General features: G+C 33.5%; 13 protein-coding genes. 11 read left to right on the forward strand and 2 right to left on the reverse strand.

Annotated elements, in window-relative coordinates; genetic code table 11:
- Positions 1-13 precede the first annotated feature (13 nt).
- A complete protein-coding gene (locus CIGNP103_RS05515; protein ID WP_086241060.1) occupies positions 14-496 on the reverse strand; it encodes a GNAT family N-acetyltransferase in 483 nt (160 codons plus the stop codon).
- 331 nt (positions 497-827) lie between these two features.
- Here CIGNP103_RS05515 and purD point away from each other — a divergent pair, with 331 nt between their 5' ends.
- The 6 genes from purD to CIGNP103_RS05545 are packed head-to-tail and all read left to right on the forward strand — an operon-like array spanning position 828 to position 8,430.
- Positions 828-2,072, forward strand: coding sequence for a phosphoribosylamine--glycine ligase (gene purD, locus CIGNP103_RS05520; protein WP_086224765.1), 1,245 nt, complete (start codon positions 828-830; stop codon positions 2,070-2,072).
- A complete protein-coding gene (locus CIGNP103_RS05525) occupies positions 2,072-2,530 on the forward strand; it encodes an RDD family protein (protein WP_086224764.1) in 459 nt (152 codons plus the stop codon). Before purD ends, CIGNP103_RS05525 begins: the two co-directional genes overlap by 1 nt.
- A complete protein-coding gene (locus CIGNP103_RS05530; protein ID WP_086241061.1) occupies positions 2,520-4,703 on the forward strand; it encodes an LPS-assembly protein LptD in 2,184 nt (727 codons plus the stop codon). Before CIGNP103_RS05525 ends, CIGNP103_RS05530 begins: the two co-directional genes overlap by 11 nt.
- Positions 4,700-5,395 carry a phosphoribosyltransferase family protein gene (locus CIGNP103_RS05535; protein ID WP_086224762.1) on the forward strand — a complete coding sequence of 232 codons (696 nt, stop codon included), beginning with the start codon at positions 4,700-4,702 and terminating at the stop codon, positions 5,393-5,395. Before CIGNP103_RS05530 ends, CIGNP103_RS05535 begins: the two co-directional genes overlap by 4 nt.
- A complete protein-coding gene (locus tag CIGNP103_RS05540) occupies positions 5,396-7,576 on the forward strand; it encodes a polyribonucleotide nucleotidyltransferase (protein ID WP_086252362.1) in 2,181 nt (726 codons plus the stop codon). It begins immediately after the preceding gene.
- Positions 7,577-7,587: 11 nt separating this feature from the next.
- Entirely contained in the window at positions 7,588-8,430 is an 843-nt protein-coding gene (locus CIGNP103_RS05545; RefSeq protein ID WP_086232766.1) for a universal stress protein, read from the forward strand.
- 1 nt (position 8,431) lies between these two features.
- On the opposite strand, the gene CIGNP103_RS05550 is transcribed toward CIGNP103_RS05545, so the two are convergent.
- Positions 8,432-8,791 carry a histidine triad nucleotide-binding protein gene (locus CIGNP103_RS05550; protein ID WP_086224759.1) on the reverse strand — a complete coding sequence of 120 codons (360 nt, stop codon included), beginning with the start codon at positions 8,789-8,791 and terminating at the stop codon, positions 8,432-8,434.
- Positions 8,792-9,009: 218 nt separating this feature from the next.
- On the opposite strand from CIGNP103_RS05550, the gene pheS reads away from it, so the two are divergent.
- From pheS to CIGNP103_RS05575, 5 genes are all read left to right on the forward strand, one after another.
- On the forward strand, positions 9,010-10,002 hold the full coding sequence (gene pheS / locus CIGNP103_RS05555) for a phenylalanine--tRNA ligase subunit alpha (RefSeq protein WP_086232767.1): 993 nt from the start codon (positions 9,010-9,012) through the stop codon (positions 10,000-10,002).
- A complete protein-coding gene (pheT, locus tag CIGNP103_RS05560; protein ID WP_086268730.1) occupies positions 9,999-12,335 on the forward strand; it encodes a phenylalanine--tRNA ligase subunit beta in 2,337 nt (778 codons plus the stop codon). The genes pheS and pheT overlap by 4 nt, the downstream gene beginning before the upstream one ends.
- Entirely contained in the window at positions 12,332-13,609 is a 1,278-nt protein-coding gene (aroA, locus tag CIGNP103_RS05565) for a 3-phosphoshikimate 1-carboxyvinyltransferase (RefSeq protein WP_086252364.1), read from the forward strand. The genes pheT and aroA overlap by 4 nt, the downstream gene beginning before the upstream one ends.
- Positions 13,599-14,456, forward strand: a complete 858-nt coding sequence (locus CIGNP103_RS05570) for a 4-hydroxy-3-methylbut-2-enyl diphosphate reductase (RefSeq protein WP_086238676.1) — start codon at positions 13,599-13,601, stop codon at positions 14,454-14,456. Before aroA ends, CIGNP103_RS05570 begins: the two co-directional genes overlap by 11 nt.
- An 84-nt stretch (positions 14,457-14,540) precedes the next feature.
- Positions 14,541-16,211, forward strand: coding sequence for a 30S ribosomal protein S1 (locus CIGNP103_RS05575; protein ID WP_086238675.1), 1,671 nt, complete (start codon positions 14,541-14,543; stop codon positions 16,209-16,211).
- Position 16,212: the final 1 nt, after the last annotated feature.

The raw sequence follows: 16,212 nt of genomic DNA on the forward strand, positions 1-16,212 counted from the left end.
ACCAAAAAGCTATTTAATCTTTAATAAAATTTGCTAAATTTTCCAACTCTTTACCATCGAGTCTAAGATGAAAAAACTCATCTCTATTTTTAGCGCCAAGTTTATAATAAAACTCTAAACTTGGTTTATTCCAAGTCAAACACTCCCACTCTAGTCGCCCCAATCCTTCATCAATGCATTTTTTAGCAAGAATAGCTAAAAATTGTTTACCAATACCATTGCCACGGAATTTAGGCTGAACATATAAATCCTCTAAATATATCCCCGCACGCCCAAGAAAGCTAGAGAAGGTATAAAAATATATAGCATATCCTATGATTTTTTCGCTATGTTGGCAAACTAAAATGTGAGCGTATTTTTTTTCAAAAATAGAATTTTGAAATAATTCATCACTAAATTTTATCCTATCACTCATCTTTTCATATTCAGCCAGTTCTTTAACAAGATTAATTATATCTTTGATATCATCTTTTTTGGCGGGTCTAATTTTATACATTTTCTACCTTAAATTTTAAAATTTATGCTAGATTATAGCAATTTGGAGCTGAATTTGAAAAAAATTTGATTTAAAATCCAATAAACTATCTAAAATTTAAGTCAAATTTGATATAATTTCCCTGCCTGGATGACTCGATAGCATTTTTATGAAGGTCCAACAAATTAGTATTAGCGAAGATGTGCAGAGTGGTGTGACGCGACTTTGATTGATGCCTAACGGTTTAGAAGCTGCGACCTAAAGCTGCTGCCTATTTGCAAGATTGGCTTTATATTAGGGCCGATTCTACTATGCACCGACCATCTGGGTATTTTAAATTTATAGGAATTATATGAATATTCTCATTATTGGAAGTGGCGGTAGAGAGTACGCCATTGGACTTAGATTAACTCAAGATAACCAAACACATAATCTTTTTTTCTCGCCAGGTAATGGAGCAACTGCAAATTTGGGTCAAAATGTAGATATTAAAGATTTTAATGATCTTGCTAAATTCGCACTTGAAAATAAAATAGAACTTACTATAGTTGGTCCTGAAAATGCTTTAAGCGATGGTGTGGTTGATATCTTTAAAGCTAATAATTTAACTATTTTTGGTCCATCACGTGCTGCTGCAAGATTAGAGAGTTCAAAAGCATATATGAAGGAATTTTTAGCCAAAAATAGCATAAGAACAGCAAGATTTATAAATACTAATAATTATGATGAAGCGGCTGAATTTATTGATACCTTAGGCGATATAGTTGTAGTAAAAGCAGATGGGTTATGTGCTGGAAAAGGTGTAATAATTGCTAAGAGCAAAGATGAGGCTAAGACTGCTGTAAAAGATATGCTAAGCGGGGAAAGCTTTGGTGCAGCTGGTAAGAGAGTTGTAGTAGAAGAGTTTTTAGATGGATTTGAGCTTAGTTTTTTTGCTATTTGCGATGGAAATAACTTCGTCTCACTTCCAGTAGCACAAGATCATAAAAGATTGCTAAGCGGCGATGAAGGGCCAAATACTGGTGGAATGGGTGCTTATGCACCAAGCCCATTAGCCAATGAAGAGCTAATAAAAAGAGTAGAAAAAGAGGTAGTAGAACCGACACTTAAAGGAATGCAAGCTGAGAATGCGCCATTTTGCGGGGTATTATTTGTAGGATTAATGGTGGTAAATGATGTGCCATATGTGCTTGAATTTAATGTTAGATTTGGCGATCCGGAGTGTGAGGTTTTAATGCCATTAATTCGTGGTGAACTAGGTGAGATTTTGCACGGTGCAGCACTTGGAAAATTAAGTAAATTTGAACTAGAAAATGAGATTGCTGTAGGCGTGGTGCTAGCTAGTAAAGATTATCCATATAAAAGCAGTCCAGCAGCTAAAATAAGCGTAGAAAATATTCCACAAAACTCGCATATAGCATATGCTGGAGTGTCGTTAGAAGGCGGTAAATTATATGCGACAGGTGGTAGAGTACTAGTAGCTGTAGGTAAAGGAACGAGTGTAAAAGAGGCTAGAGATAGAGCTTATGAACTAGCTAAAAATATTCAATTTGATGGTATGCAATACCGTGATGATATCGGATATCAGGCGCTTTAATGAGAGAGAGCTTAGAAGAGAAATTATATAGAGAAAATATTACTATTGCAAGCATAAATAAGAGAGCTCTAGCTTATGCTATCGATGATGTTATCATATCTGTGCTATTTATGTTAATTTATTGGGATTATATCGCTAGAGCCAGTGATATTGGCGTTGAGGCTACATTAGCTGCGATATCAAATTTATTTTGGCAAATTGCGCTTATGAAAGTGGCGTATCATACATTTTTTATCTGGTACTATGCTGCAACCCCTGGTAAAATGTTATGCAAGCTTGTTTGTATAGATACTGTAATGCTATCTAGACCTAGCCTTAGTAGTAGCTTTTTAAGAGCTTGTATGAGGCTTTTGAGCGAGACGCTATTTTATATTGGATTTTTGTGGGCGCTTGGTAATTCTCAGCGGCAAACATGGCAAGATAAATTAGCCAAGACTGTAGTTTGTAATGCGTATTAGATTACTAGCATTTGCTGGGCTTTTATGTGGCGAGCTTTTGGCCAATATAGAAAATGTCGAATTTTTAGCTAGTGATGTGCAAAAAGATGGCGATATAATCAGTGCTAGTGGTAATGTTTTGTTATATTCACAAAACTACTTAGCTAGTGCTGATAGTGCAAAGTATGACCAAAAAAGTAATATTATAGAGCTATTTGGTAACGTAAATTTAATGCGTGGTGAGTATGAAGCCAGCCGCTCAGAATATGCTAGAATTAATCTTGCAACTAATGAAATGAGCTTTGATAGAAGCTTTGCAATTGACAAGAAAAAAGAGATTTGGCTTCAAAGTAATGAGAGTTGTAGTTCTGATGAGATGCTAAGTGTTAAAAATGCTATTGTATCTAGTTGTAATGTTAGCGATCCAGATTGGCATATAGGATTTAGTAGCGGTGAATTAAATAAACAAAGCAAATTTTTACATCTTTACAATCCTGTATTTTATGTTAAAAACACCCCTGTGATGTATCTACCATATTTTGGTTTTAGCACTGATAAGACTAGAAGAACTGGACTTTTAACTCCACAGTTGTCATATAGTGGAGATGAAGGACTGGTGTATTTACAGCCAATTTATGTGGCTGAGTATAATGAATGGGATTTAGAATTTGACCCGCAAATCCGTACAAATAGAGGGGTTGGGCTATATTCAACTTTTAGATTTGCTGATTCACCGTACTCTAATGGATATATTCGTTCTGGAATATTTAATGAGAGAAGTGAGTATAAAAATCGTGAGAATTTAAAAAATAAACAGCATCGTGGAATTGAGTTAGGCTATGATAGAGATAGGTTAATTAGTTATTTAATTGATGGTGATTTTAAAGAGGGCTTGTGGCTTGAATTTGTAAATCTAAATGATATTGATTATTTAAATTTACGTGGTAGAGATGGATCTAGTCATGCCTCACTAGTAGAATCTAGATTAAATTATTTTATTGCTACAGATAATCACTATCTAGGTACATATGCTAAATACTATATTGATACGGCAAAAATCGGTACAAAATATGGTAATGATGATACGCTTCAAGAGCTACCAAAGGTGCAATATCATAGCTTTTTTAATACCTTTATAGTGCCAAATTTGACTTATTCATTTGATGTTAAATATCATAATTACACTAGAGAAATTGGCGTAAGTGCTAATCAATATGAGATTGATATTCCTTTGGGATTACAGTTTGGATTATTTGATGATTATGTAAATTTATATATTAGTGAGAATTTATACGCTTCACATGTTGATTATAACAGAGCAAAGTACTATGATGGCAGTGATTTTTACAATAATCATTATGATGATATAATTAACCATTATCATAGAATCTTGTTAGAAAATGATATGTCAAGGGCATTTAGCAGCTTTTATCATACTATAAATTTTAAATTTGATTATATTAAACCAGGGTATAATAATGGTGATATCAACGAAAAGCTATTAAAGTATTATATGATAAAAGATGGCGCAACCTATGATCCAAATAATCTAGCACTATTTGAAGATAACTTTATCGATAGAGTTTCAAATAGCTTTACAACTGAGCGAATAACATTTGATGGAACTCAATTTTTTTACGATGTTAATGGCCAAAAAGTGCTAAGACACAGCGTAAAAGAGAGCTATGATTTTGATAGAGATGAGTTTGAGAGTTTTGAGAATCGAATAAATCTATATTATGGTAATTTTGATTTTGGTAATAAAATAGAATATTCGCATTTAGATCATGATATCGCAAAGATTCAAACCGGTATATCATATAGCGGAACTAAAATTGCTACTAGAATCTGGCATACATATGATAAAAACTTTTATGATGGCGATGCATATGATAAGGAGAGCTATCTAAGTGGCAATGCAAGTTTAAAACTTCCATATAATTATGAGATATTTGCAGGTGTGGATTATGATCTGCAAAGGGATTATACTAAAATGTGGCAAGGCGGTATCCACTATAAAAGAAAATGCTGGGATTATAGCTTAATTTATAAAGAAGATATCGAACCTAAAAATACTAGCGCTGGATTAGAGTCTAAAAAAAGCCAGGGCGTGTATCTATATTTTAGCTTCTATCCATTAGGGGATGTGGGATATGATTTTTCCATTGAACAAGATAATAAGGCCACAAATTGATAAGCCCAAATGATCTTAAATTTCAAGATGAACTAGATGCAGCAAGTAAATTGCTAGATGTATTGCCACATAATGAGCTAATATCTGGCGATTTTGTCGTAGTTTGTTCATCTTTAGATAGTGTTGTTTTGGCTAATGCTATTGCTAATGAGCTAGATCTTAGTTATGAGCTGTTTTTTAGTGAGCGACTTTATGCACCAAATAATCCTGAGTGTGAAATTGCTATAGTTAGCGAGACTGAGGAGATTGTTTATAACAGTGAATTGGTTAATGCTTTTGATATAAGCTTAGATTTTATTTATGGTGAAGCACACCGTAAATATGAGGAAAAAATTTTAAAAAATGTTTATAAATATCGTAAAGGTAAGCTTTTAGAAAATCTTCAAGGTAGAAATATTTTATTAGTTGATTTAGGATGTCAAACAGGTATTACAGCACTTGTATGCATTAAATCGTTAATAAATTTAAATGTAAAATCTATAACATATGGCACTCCACTTATAGCAGCTGATATATTATCATACTTTAATACCTTGGTTGATAGTTTATATTATGCTAAAAAGATAAGCAATTTTGTGGATGTAGATTTTTATTACAATTCTAGAGTTGCAGTAGAGTCGGCTATGTCTATTTTAGAAGATAGTCCGCACTATTTACCACTACAAAAAATACAAAAATCAAAGGAGATATAAATGCAGTGCAGTATAGAAGTAAATAATCAAATTCAAATTTTTGATCTAAATAAAGTTGCTAAACAAGCTAGCGGAGCAGTGCTTTTAAGGGTAAAAAATACCGTAGTACTAGCTACAATAGCAAGAGAAGATACTCAAGTTGAAGAGGATTTTTTGCCTTTGACTGTTCAGTATTTAGAAAAACAATATGCAGCTGGTAGAATTCCTGGCGGGTATGTCAAGCGTGAGACAAAGCCAGGGGATTTTGAAACTCTTACTAGTCGTATAATAGATAGAAGTCTTCGTCCATTATTTCCAAAAGGCTATGCATATCCTACTCAAATAGTAGTTATGGTATTAAGTGCTGATCCTGAGGTGGATTTACAAGTTGTAGGATTAAATGCAGCGAGCGTGGCTTTGTATTTAAGCGATATTCCAGTTGAGCGTCCAGTATGCGGGGTTAGAGTTGGACATATTGATGGAGAGTTTGTATTAAATCCTAGTAATTCAGAGCTTAAAAAATCTACACTTGATCTATATGTAGCTGGGGTTAAAGATGAACTTTTGATGATTGAGATGAGAAGCTTACCGACATTAACTAATGATATAACCTCTATGATAGCGATGGATCCAGTGGTGGATATGGGTCTATGTAGTGAGTTTATTCAAAAGCAATCAATGAATGAATTTGATGAATCTAAGATGCTTGAAGCGATTAAATTCGCTAATGAAGCTATCATAAATGGCTCTAATGCCTATGAAGAGGCCTTTAAAGATTATAAAAAACCAGCAGCAAATTTGGAGTATAAAAGCGAGATAGAAAATAACGATATCGCAATTTATATAGATGAGTTTTATAAAACTGAAGTTAAAAATGCTATAAATCAGATGGCAAAAAGTGAAAGAGCAAGTGAATTAGTTAAAATAGCTAATCAAATTGCCCTTAGCGATACAGCTATAAGCGAAGGCTGGGATAAGAATTTAATACTAAATATATTAGGTAAATATAAGAAGAAAATCGTAAGAGAACAGATAATAAATGAATCAAAAAGAGCTGATGGTAGAGGGCTTAAAGATGTTCGTCCAATTAGTATCGAGACAAATATATTGCCAAATGCACATGGTAGTTGTCTATTTACAAGAGGGCAAACACAAGCTTTAGTAGTAGCTACCTTAGGGACTGATAGTGACGCACAAATGAGCGAGATATTAACAGAAAAGGGCGTTGTAGCAGAGAAATTTATGTTTAATTATAATTTTCCAGGCTTTAGCGTAGGTGAGGCTAGTCCTATTAAGGCTCCAGGTAGAAGAGAGCTAGGGCATGGAAATTTAGCCAAAAGAGCCTTGTATCCAAGCGTAGATTTAGATAGTCCATATTCTATTAGATTAGTAAGCGAAATTTTAGAGAGCAACGGATCGAGTTCTATGGCTAGTGTATGCGGTGGTTCTTTAGCGCTTAGGGCTGCTGGAGTACAAAGTTGCAAGCTAGTAGCAGGTGTGGCTATGGGGCTTGTATTTGAAGGTGATAAACATGCTGTATTAACTGATATTATGGGCTTAGAAGATCATGATGGCGATATGGATTTTAAAGTCGCAGGTAGCAAAGATGGTATAACTGCACTTCAAATGGATATAAAACTTGGCGGCATTAGTCATGAAGTTTTAAAAGAGGCTTTATTGCAAGCCAAAGAGGCTAGAGAGCATATCTTAGCCATTATGGAAAAAGCCAGTGATGATATAGTTATAAATGAAGAGATATTGCCAAAATTAGAGCTATTTAGCGTAGATCCATCAAAGATTGTTGATATCATCGGTCAAGCTGGAAAAACTATCAAAGAGATAATTGAGAAATTTGATGTAAGCATCGATTTAGATAGAGAAAAGGGCGAGGTTAAAGTAGCTGGTTCGCAAAAAGGCAAGGTTGAAGCAGCCAAAGAGTATATAATCCAAATCACACAAAAAGATCTAAAAACAAGAGGTGGTAAAAAAGAGGTTAAAAATATAGATAATTTTAAAATTGGAGAGGAATTTGATGGAGAGATTAAAAAGATAGCTACTTTTGGTGCTTTTGTCTCATTAAGAGATGGGGTAGATGGTCTTCTTCATATCTCAAAAATTAAATCACCTATTAAAGAAGGTGATTGCATTAAAGTAAAAGTAAGCGAGATAAAAGCTGGTAAAATTTCACTAGATTTAGTTTAAAAGGGGTGCTTATGAATATCAAAAAAATATTTTGTCCATTAGTTAATAATGATGAAATACAAAATCATATTTATGGTGGTTTGCTTATTGCTAAGGAATTTGGTGCTCATATAGATTTTTTATCTTCTCAGATAGATCTTGAGTTAATATCAAATTTAGATATGACAATTAGTAGAAGCAATATGTTTGAGTCTTTAAAAGGTGCTTTTGCTACTGAATTAAATGATCAAAAAAACAAAAATTACCAAATTTTTGAAAAAATTTGCGGTGAATTAGGCATCAGCATCGGCGATATCACAGGCACAGCAAGTGCGAAATTTGAGACACAAAATGGAATTAGAAGTCGCCTTTATGAGTATGAGGCGAAATTTTGTGATTTAGTTGTGGCAGCGACTCCATTAAAGGGCGAGGCGACATCTACATTTGATGCAACGGTAATAAATAGCGGCAAAAATGCTATTATTATCCCAAATGAGATGAAAAAATTTAGTATGGATAATATATTAATTGGCTGGAATGGTACTACAAGTATCTCAAGAAGTTTAACAAATTCTATAAATATTTTAAAAAGAGCAAAAAATATTCATATTATCGTAACTAAAAAATATGATGATACAGCTTTAAACGCTAAATCAAAACTACTTGAATATCTAAAGTATCATAATATCAATGCTACATTTGAGGTGGTTACTACCACAAATATACCAGGAGAGGCTTTATTAGAAAATACACTAAAAGGCAAATTTGATATGGTTATAGCTAGTAGCTATGGAGAAAATGGGGTAAAAGAGATATTCTTAGGTGGTAGCACGAAGTATTTCTTAGAAAATACTCCAGTGCCAGTTTTTATGTAGTTTAAAAGCTACTTTTTGGGTCGTGTTGGTGATTGTCTGTCCATTTTAGCATAGTTCCTCCTAGCATATGGAAGTGTAGATGCATCACCTCTTGACCGCTATTTTCACCACAATTAGTCACTAAGCGATATCCGGTTTTATCCACACCAATTACTATTGCAACCTCTTGAATAAATTTAGTCATCTCACCCATTAAAGCTGGATCCATTTCTTGAAAATTTTCATAGTGCTTTTTAGGGATTATTAAGATATGAACAGGTGCTTTAGGATTTATATCGTGAAATGCTAAAAATTTATCATTTTCTAAAACCTTATTTGAAGGGATTTCTCCAGCTACAATCTTATCAAAAATGCAAGACATCTAAACTCCTATATATAAATTTGGCTATATTATATCAGATAATTTTATATAATTTTCTATAATGCTGAATATTTTTTGATTTTCACTAAAGTTGTTTAAATATTTTTTAATAGGCTTAAATTTGGCATCGTTATGATTATAAATTTAAGTAATTAGTATCAATTTATTTTAATTAAATTTTAGATACAATAAAAATAAATTTAGTTAAGGAATATGGTTTGCAAGATATTATTAACAAGATCGACTCTGCTCTAAATTTAGATGAATTGGAGCAAATTCGGCTTGAGCTATTTGGTAAAAAGGGTAGCATTACGGCTGAATTTAATAGATTAAAAGATGTTGAGCCTGAAAATAAAAAGGCTTATGCCCAAAGTTTAAATATCAAAAGAGACACTCTAACAGCTAAGCTAAATGAGAAAAAACTTAGCCTAGAAAGTGAATATATTAAATCTAAGATGAAGAGTGAAGCTATTGATATTTCACTATTTAATGAGCCTTTATCTACTGGTGCCTTGCACCCTGTTATGGAGACTATGGATAGGATCATTGAGTATTTTGTAGCACAAAATTTTAGTATCGAGACTGGTCCATTAATAGAAGATGATTTTCATAATTTTGAGGCTTTAAATTTGCCTAAATATCACCCAGCAAGAGATATGCAAGATACATTTTATCTAAAAGATTTTAGACTTCTTAGAACTCACACTAGTCCAGTTCAAGTTCGTACTATGTTAAATCAAAAACCACCAATTCGTATGATAGCTCCTGGTTCTGTTTTTCGTAGAGATTTAGATCTTACTCATACTCCGATGTTTCATCAAGTAGAAGGTCTAGTAGTAGAAGAAGAATCAAAAGTTAGCTTTGCAAATTTAAAATATATCTTAGAGGATTTTTTAAGATATATGTTTGGTGATGTTAAGGTTAGATTTCGCCCTAGCTTCTTCCCATTTACTGAGCCTAGTACAGAAGTTGATATTAGCTGTATATTTTGTAGTGGATGCGGATGTAGAGTATGCAAGCAAACAGGCTGGCTAGAAGTGCTTGGTAGTGGAGTAGTAGATCCAAATGTATTTAAAGCAGTAGGATACAAAAATGTAAGTGGATATGCTTTTGGGCTTGGAGTGGAGCGTTTTGCTATGTTGCTTCATAGAATTCCTGATCTTAGAAGCTTATTTGAAGGGGATATTAGACTATTGGAGCAGTTTAAATGATAATAAGCAAAAATTGGTTAAATGAGATTATAGATCTTTCAAATTTTAGTACTGAGCAGATCTGTGCTAAGCTAAATTCAATTGGATTAGAAGTAGATAGTGTTACTAATATAACAATACCTGATAATATCGTAGTTGGCTATGTTAAGAGTTGTGTAAAACATGAAAATAGCGACCATCTACATGTCTGTGAAGTTGATGTAGGAGATAGAGTTTTACAGATAGTTTGTGGTGCGAAAAATGCTAAGGCCGATATATATGTTGCTGTGGCTTTAGTGGGTGCTGTAATGCCAAATGGGTTAGAGATAAAAGAGGCGAAATTACGAGGCGTTCAAAGTAGCGGAATGCTATGCTCATCAACTGAATTAGGCCTACCTAAGATCAATGATGGAATCATGATCTTAGATGATAGCATTGGAGAGTTAGTCTTAGGCAAGGCTTTAAATGAATTTGATATCTTTGATGATGATATTATAGAGATTGAACTAACGCCGAATCGTGGAGATTGCTTAAGTATTTATGGTATAGCCAGAGATCTTTCATGCGCTCTTGATCTTATTTTACGAGATGAAAAAGCAATAAATGAAGATGATAGACAGCTTGGAATTGGGCGTTTAGTTAGCATACATTGTGAAGCTTTGATTAATGGTGCTTTTGCTTATAGGGCTATTGAGATAGGTGAAGGCTTTAAAGAAAGCTTAAAATTAGCATTAAGAGCCGCATTAATAGGATCGCAAAAGACTACGAATTTAGAGCGACTTTTAGAGTGCCTAACTCATTATACAGGAGTTATATTTAGGGCTTATGACCATGGTAAGTTAGCTAGTAGTAGTGATGAAAAGATAGCTTTAACTATAAAAAAGCTTGAAAATGGCGCATACGGAATTCACTGCGGAGATAGACTTTTAAGCATTGCAGGCATTAGTCAAAATGACGATGCAAGAGTGGATGAAAATAGTAAAATAGCTATTATAGAGGCTAGTTATATAGAGCCAAATTTAATCTCAGAGATTTTAGGCAACGATAAAGATATTAAAAAAGATGAGTTTGCTTATCGTTCAACTCGTGGTTCTGAACCAAATTTAAATTATGCGATGAATATTTTATTTAATATTTTTACAAAAAATCATAATATCACACCATATTCTGGTACTCAGCAAGTCCAGCTTAGTAGAGAGCCAATTGCTATTGGTTTTGGCTCATCTGAGATTAGCGCAATGATTGGAATGACAATTAGTAGCACAGATATTGCTAGAATTCTTAAAAAGCTTGGCTTTGAGATTAGCGCAACATCTGATAATGAACAAATTTATGCTAAAGTTCCGCTATGGCGTCATGATATTGTAAATTCGCATGATATTTGCGAAGAGATTGTAAGAATAATTGGGATTGATAATATCCCATCAAAAGCCTTAGAATATAGCGAAAAAAACCGCACAAATGAGTCTTATAAGCGATATAAGCTTTCACATAATATTAGACAAAAAGCAGCAAATTTAGGATTTTTTGAAAGTGTGCATTATCTATTTGATAATCCAATTGAGCTTAAAGAGTTGGGTGTGGCGTGTTCGTCTGAAGTGCTATTAAATCCTATAAATAGTGAGTTAAGTGTGTTAAAGCCTACATTAATAAATCACTTGCTAAATGCAGCTAGCTTTAATATCAAAAACTCAAAAAGATCGGTTAAATTGTTTGAATTTGGCGATGTTATTAGCAAAGATGGGATTCAAAGGGCTAAATTTGGCTTTGTTTTTAGCGGACTTATAGGTGAGCCAACGCTGTTAAATGGGGCTAAACCAGCGACGATTGATTTTATACATTTTGCCAATTTAATCCAAAATATTTTAGGTAAAATTGAGCTAAGAAAATCAAGTGATATTGAATTCCTAAGCGAATTTGAACAAGCAAAAGTCTATCAAAATGGTGATTATATCGGCTATATCGGTAGAGTAAATGCTACAATAGAACAAAGCAGAGACCTATTTAAAACCTATGTTTGTGAGATAGATTTTGATAATTTAAAACCTATAAAAAAATTAGCAAATCCATACTCTAAATTCCAAAGCTTAAGTAGAGATTTAAGCATCATAATGCCAAAAGATATGCCTTATATCCGCATTAAAGAGACAATTGAGAAGTTAGATATTAAGAACTTAAAAGAGTTTTTGCCAGTTGATATCTATAGTGATGAGAGCTTTGGCAATAGCGTGAGTTTGAGTATTAAATTTACATTTCAAGATGATAGCAAAACACTTGAAGATGAAGAGATTGTAGCTATTATGGATAGCATTTTAAGAGCATTAACAGAGAATTTGGGTATTGGATTAAGATGAGAGTAGAGCCTTTAAAATCAAAATTTGATGTAGAGTTTGACCTAGTATCAACAGATAAATCCATTAGCCATAGGTGTGCGATATTTTCGCTTTTGAGTGATGGAGTGAGCGTAATTAGCGATTATCTTGAGGCTGAAGATACTTTAAATTCATTAGAAATTGCTAAAAAACTTGGTGCCAAAATCGAAAAAATTGATAATAAATACTATATCACTCCACCAACCAAAATTAGCTCGGCTAAATCAGTTTTAGAGTGCGGCAACTCTGGAACTGCGATGAGAATATATATGGGGCTTTTAGCTGGTTGTGATGGATTTTATGTATTAAGTGGCGATGAGTATCTAAATGAACGCCCAATGAGGCGAATCGCTGAACCACTTATGAAAGTTGGTGCTACTATCGATGGTAGAGATAGCGCTAATAAAGCACCGATCGCTATTAGAGGTAGAAGCTTAGACTATTTTAGCTACGATTCTAAGATATCTTCAGCACAGGTTAAAAGCGCCTTAATCTTAGCTGGACTTTGTGCGAAGGGTTGCGAATTTAGCGAACCAGAATTGAGCCGAGATCATAGTGAAAGAATGCTAAAAGGAATGGGTGCTAATATCAGCTATAAAAATGGTAAAATCATAGTCCAACCGCTAAATTCAAAAAAGCTAAAACCACTTATAATGAGTGTGCCAAATGACCCTAGCTCGTGCTTTTTTTATGCTGTAGCAGCAGCTATAACGCCTGGTGCTAGGGTGAAATTTAAAAATATCTTACTTAATACAACTAGAATTGAAGCTTATAAAGTGTTAGAAAAAATGGGAGCGAAAATCAATTATACTCTTACTAGTTCTCAGTATGAAGATATCGGTGATATCGAGATTATCGGTGATGAGTTAAATGCTATTATCGTGGATAAAAATATCTCATGGCTCATTGATGAAGCCCCAGCTCTTGCTATCGCTTTTGCTTGTGCTAAGGGAAAAAGTGAGCTTAGAAACGCAGCTGAGCTTAGAGTAAAAGAGTGTGATAGAATTAGCGTAACTATCAACGCCCTAAAAGCTTGCGGGATAGAGGCCGGAGAGTATGAAGATGGATTTTGGGTTGTTGGTACTAAGCCAAATAGGGCATTAGTCGATAGCCACGGAGATCATAGAATCGCTATGAGTTTTGCAGTGCTTGGGCTAAAATGTGGTATGGATATATCAAAGAGCGAATTTATCGCTACATCTTTTCCTAAATTTAGCTATTTCTTGCGAATGTTGGGGGCTAGAGTTGAAGATTGAACTTGCTAAAAATTATGGATTTTGCTTTGGTGTTAAAAGGGCTATTAAGATTGCTGAAAATTCGGCTGGATCACAAAAATCCACATCTGCTACAATCGGTGAGCTTATCCATAATAGCTTAGAGATTAATAGATTAAAGGATAATTTCAGGGTTAAAACCTTAAAAAATATAAGCGAATTAACCGATGAAAAAAGAGCAATTATCCGCACTCACGGCATAACAAAAGGGGATTTAGAAAAGCTCAAAACTACAGGGATTGAGATAGTAGATGCGACCTGCCCTTTTGTCACTAAACCTCAAAATATCGTTGAAAAGATGAGTAATGAAGGCTATGAAATAGTTATTTTTGGGGATATTAACCATCCTGAGGTTAGAGGTGTTATGAGCTACTCAAGCAAACCTGTCCATGTAGTCTTATCAATCGATGAGCTAAAAAATACAAAACTACCACAAAAAGTAGCCGTCATCTCTCAAACAACCAAAAAAATTGAAGAATTTATCTCAATTGTCACCTATCTAATGCAAAGGGTAAAAGAAGTTAGAGTCTTTAACACTATATGTAATGCAACATTAGAAAATCAAGAAGCCGTAAGAGAGCTAGCCTCCAAAGCCGATGTAATGGTAATCGTAGGTGGCAAAAATTCATCCAATACCAAGCAGTTATATTTAATAGCTAAAAATTTATGTAAAGATAGCTATCTAATAGAGAGCCAAAATGAGCTAAATTCAGAATGGTTTAAAAATAAAAAGATATGCGGAGTAAGCGCTGGAGCTAGTACGCCTGAGTGGGTTATTCAAAATGTTATAAAAGAGCTTGAAAATATCGATAAAATTTGCAATAGTTAATATAATATAAAGCTAAAAAAAGGTAAAATTGAGTACTTAAATGCTTTAAAGCAGAAAGAAAATCTATAGATAAAAAGGAACAAGATGGCTGAGGCGAATAAATTCGTTCATAATGAAATTGACAAAATCGACCTAGATGAAGATTTTGCTACTATGTTTGAAGAGTCTTTAAAGAGTGAAGAAGCTACTGTGTGTGATGGTGTCATCGTAAATATAAAAGATGACGAAGTGTATGTAGATGTACACAAAAAATCTGAAGGCGTAATGCATATATCTGAGATTACCGATGAAAATGGAAATCTAGTACATAAAATCGGTGATGTTATCAAGGTAGCAGTAACAGGCTCTAGAAATGGCAGACCTAGCGTATCTCATAAAAAAGCTCTTAGAAAAGAGAAGGTAAAAGCTTTCATAGATAATTTTAATGAAGAGGCTGAAAATATATTTGATGTAAAAATCATCTCAAAAAATAAGGGTGGATTTGTCGCTGTTAATGATGATGGTATCGAGTTCTTCATGCCTAGATCACAAAGTGGATTTAAAGATCCAAATCAAGCTATGAACAAAAGCTTTAAAGTTAAAGTTATTAAAATCGATAAAGACGATCAAAGTATCATTGTATCACGTAAAAAACTAGTTGACGAAGATAGAAAAAAACGTAAAGAGATAGTGTCTGCAATTTTAGAAAATACTGATGTAATCGAAGGAACTATCAAAAAAATCACTACATATGGTATGTTTGTTGATGTAGGCGGTATAGATGGACTAGTTCATTATAGTGAAATTAGCTATAAAGGACCAGTAAATCCAAATACTATATATAAAGAGGGCGATAAGGTAGATGTGAAAATCATTAAATATGATAATGATAAAAAACATTTATCGCTATCAATTAAAGCCGCTACTCCAGATCCGTGGGATGAAATTAAAGATGGCCTAGAAGTTGGCGATACTATTAAAGTAACTGTAAGCAATATTGAACCATATGGTGCCTTTGTTGATTTGGGTAATGATATTGAGGGATTTTTACATATTAGCGAAATTTCTTGGGATAAAAATATCAAAAATCCAAAAGAATTTATAAAAGAAAATGAAGAATTAGATGTAGAAGTTATTGAGATTAATCCAACTAGTCGCCGTCTAAGAGTGAGCTTGAAAAACCTACTTCCAAAACCATTTGATGAATTTAGTGCTAAATTTAAAGAGGGCGATATTGTAAAAGGCGTGATAACTACACTTACAAACTTTGGTGCATTTGTAAGAGTTGGTGGATTGGAAGGTTTATTACACAATGAAGATTCGTCTTGGGATAGAAATGATAAATGTAAAGATATCTTTAAAGCCGGTGACGAGGTAGAGGTAAAAATCATTAAAATCGATCCAAAAGAGCAAAAAATCTCTCTAAGCCAAAAAGATTTAAAGGCTAGCCCAGCTATGGAATATGCTAAATCTCACTCTATAGGAGATATCGTAAATGGCACTATAAGAGATATTAAAGATTTTGGTGTATTTGTAAGCTTAGATGATAATGTAGATGCTTTAATTCGTAAAGAAGATATTGGCTCACTTAATATTGATTCTTTAAAAATTGGGGATAAAATCGAGGCTGCTATTGCTTTTATCGATGAGAAAAAAAATAGAATTCGCCTAAGCGTGAAAAGATTAGCTAAACAAAAAGAGCGTGAAGTTTTAAATGAAATCAATAATGATGATAAAATGACGCTTGGCGATATCATTAAAGAGCAACTAGCATAAT

The organism is Campylobacter sp. P0103, from assembly GCF_002139545.1.
GTDB lineage: Bacteria > Campylobacterota > Campylobacteria > Campylobacterales > Campylobacteraceae > Campylobacter > Campylobacter devanensis.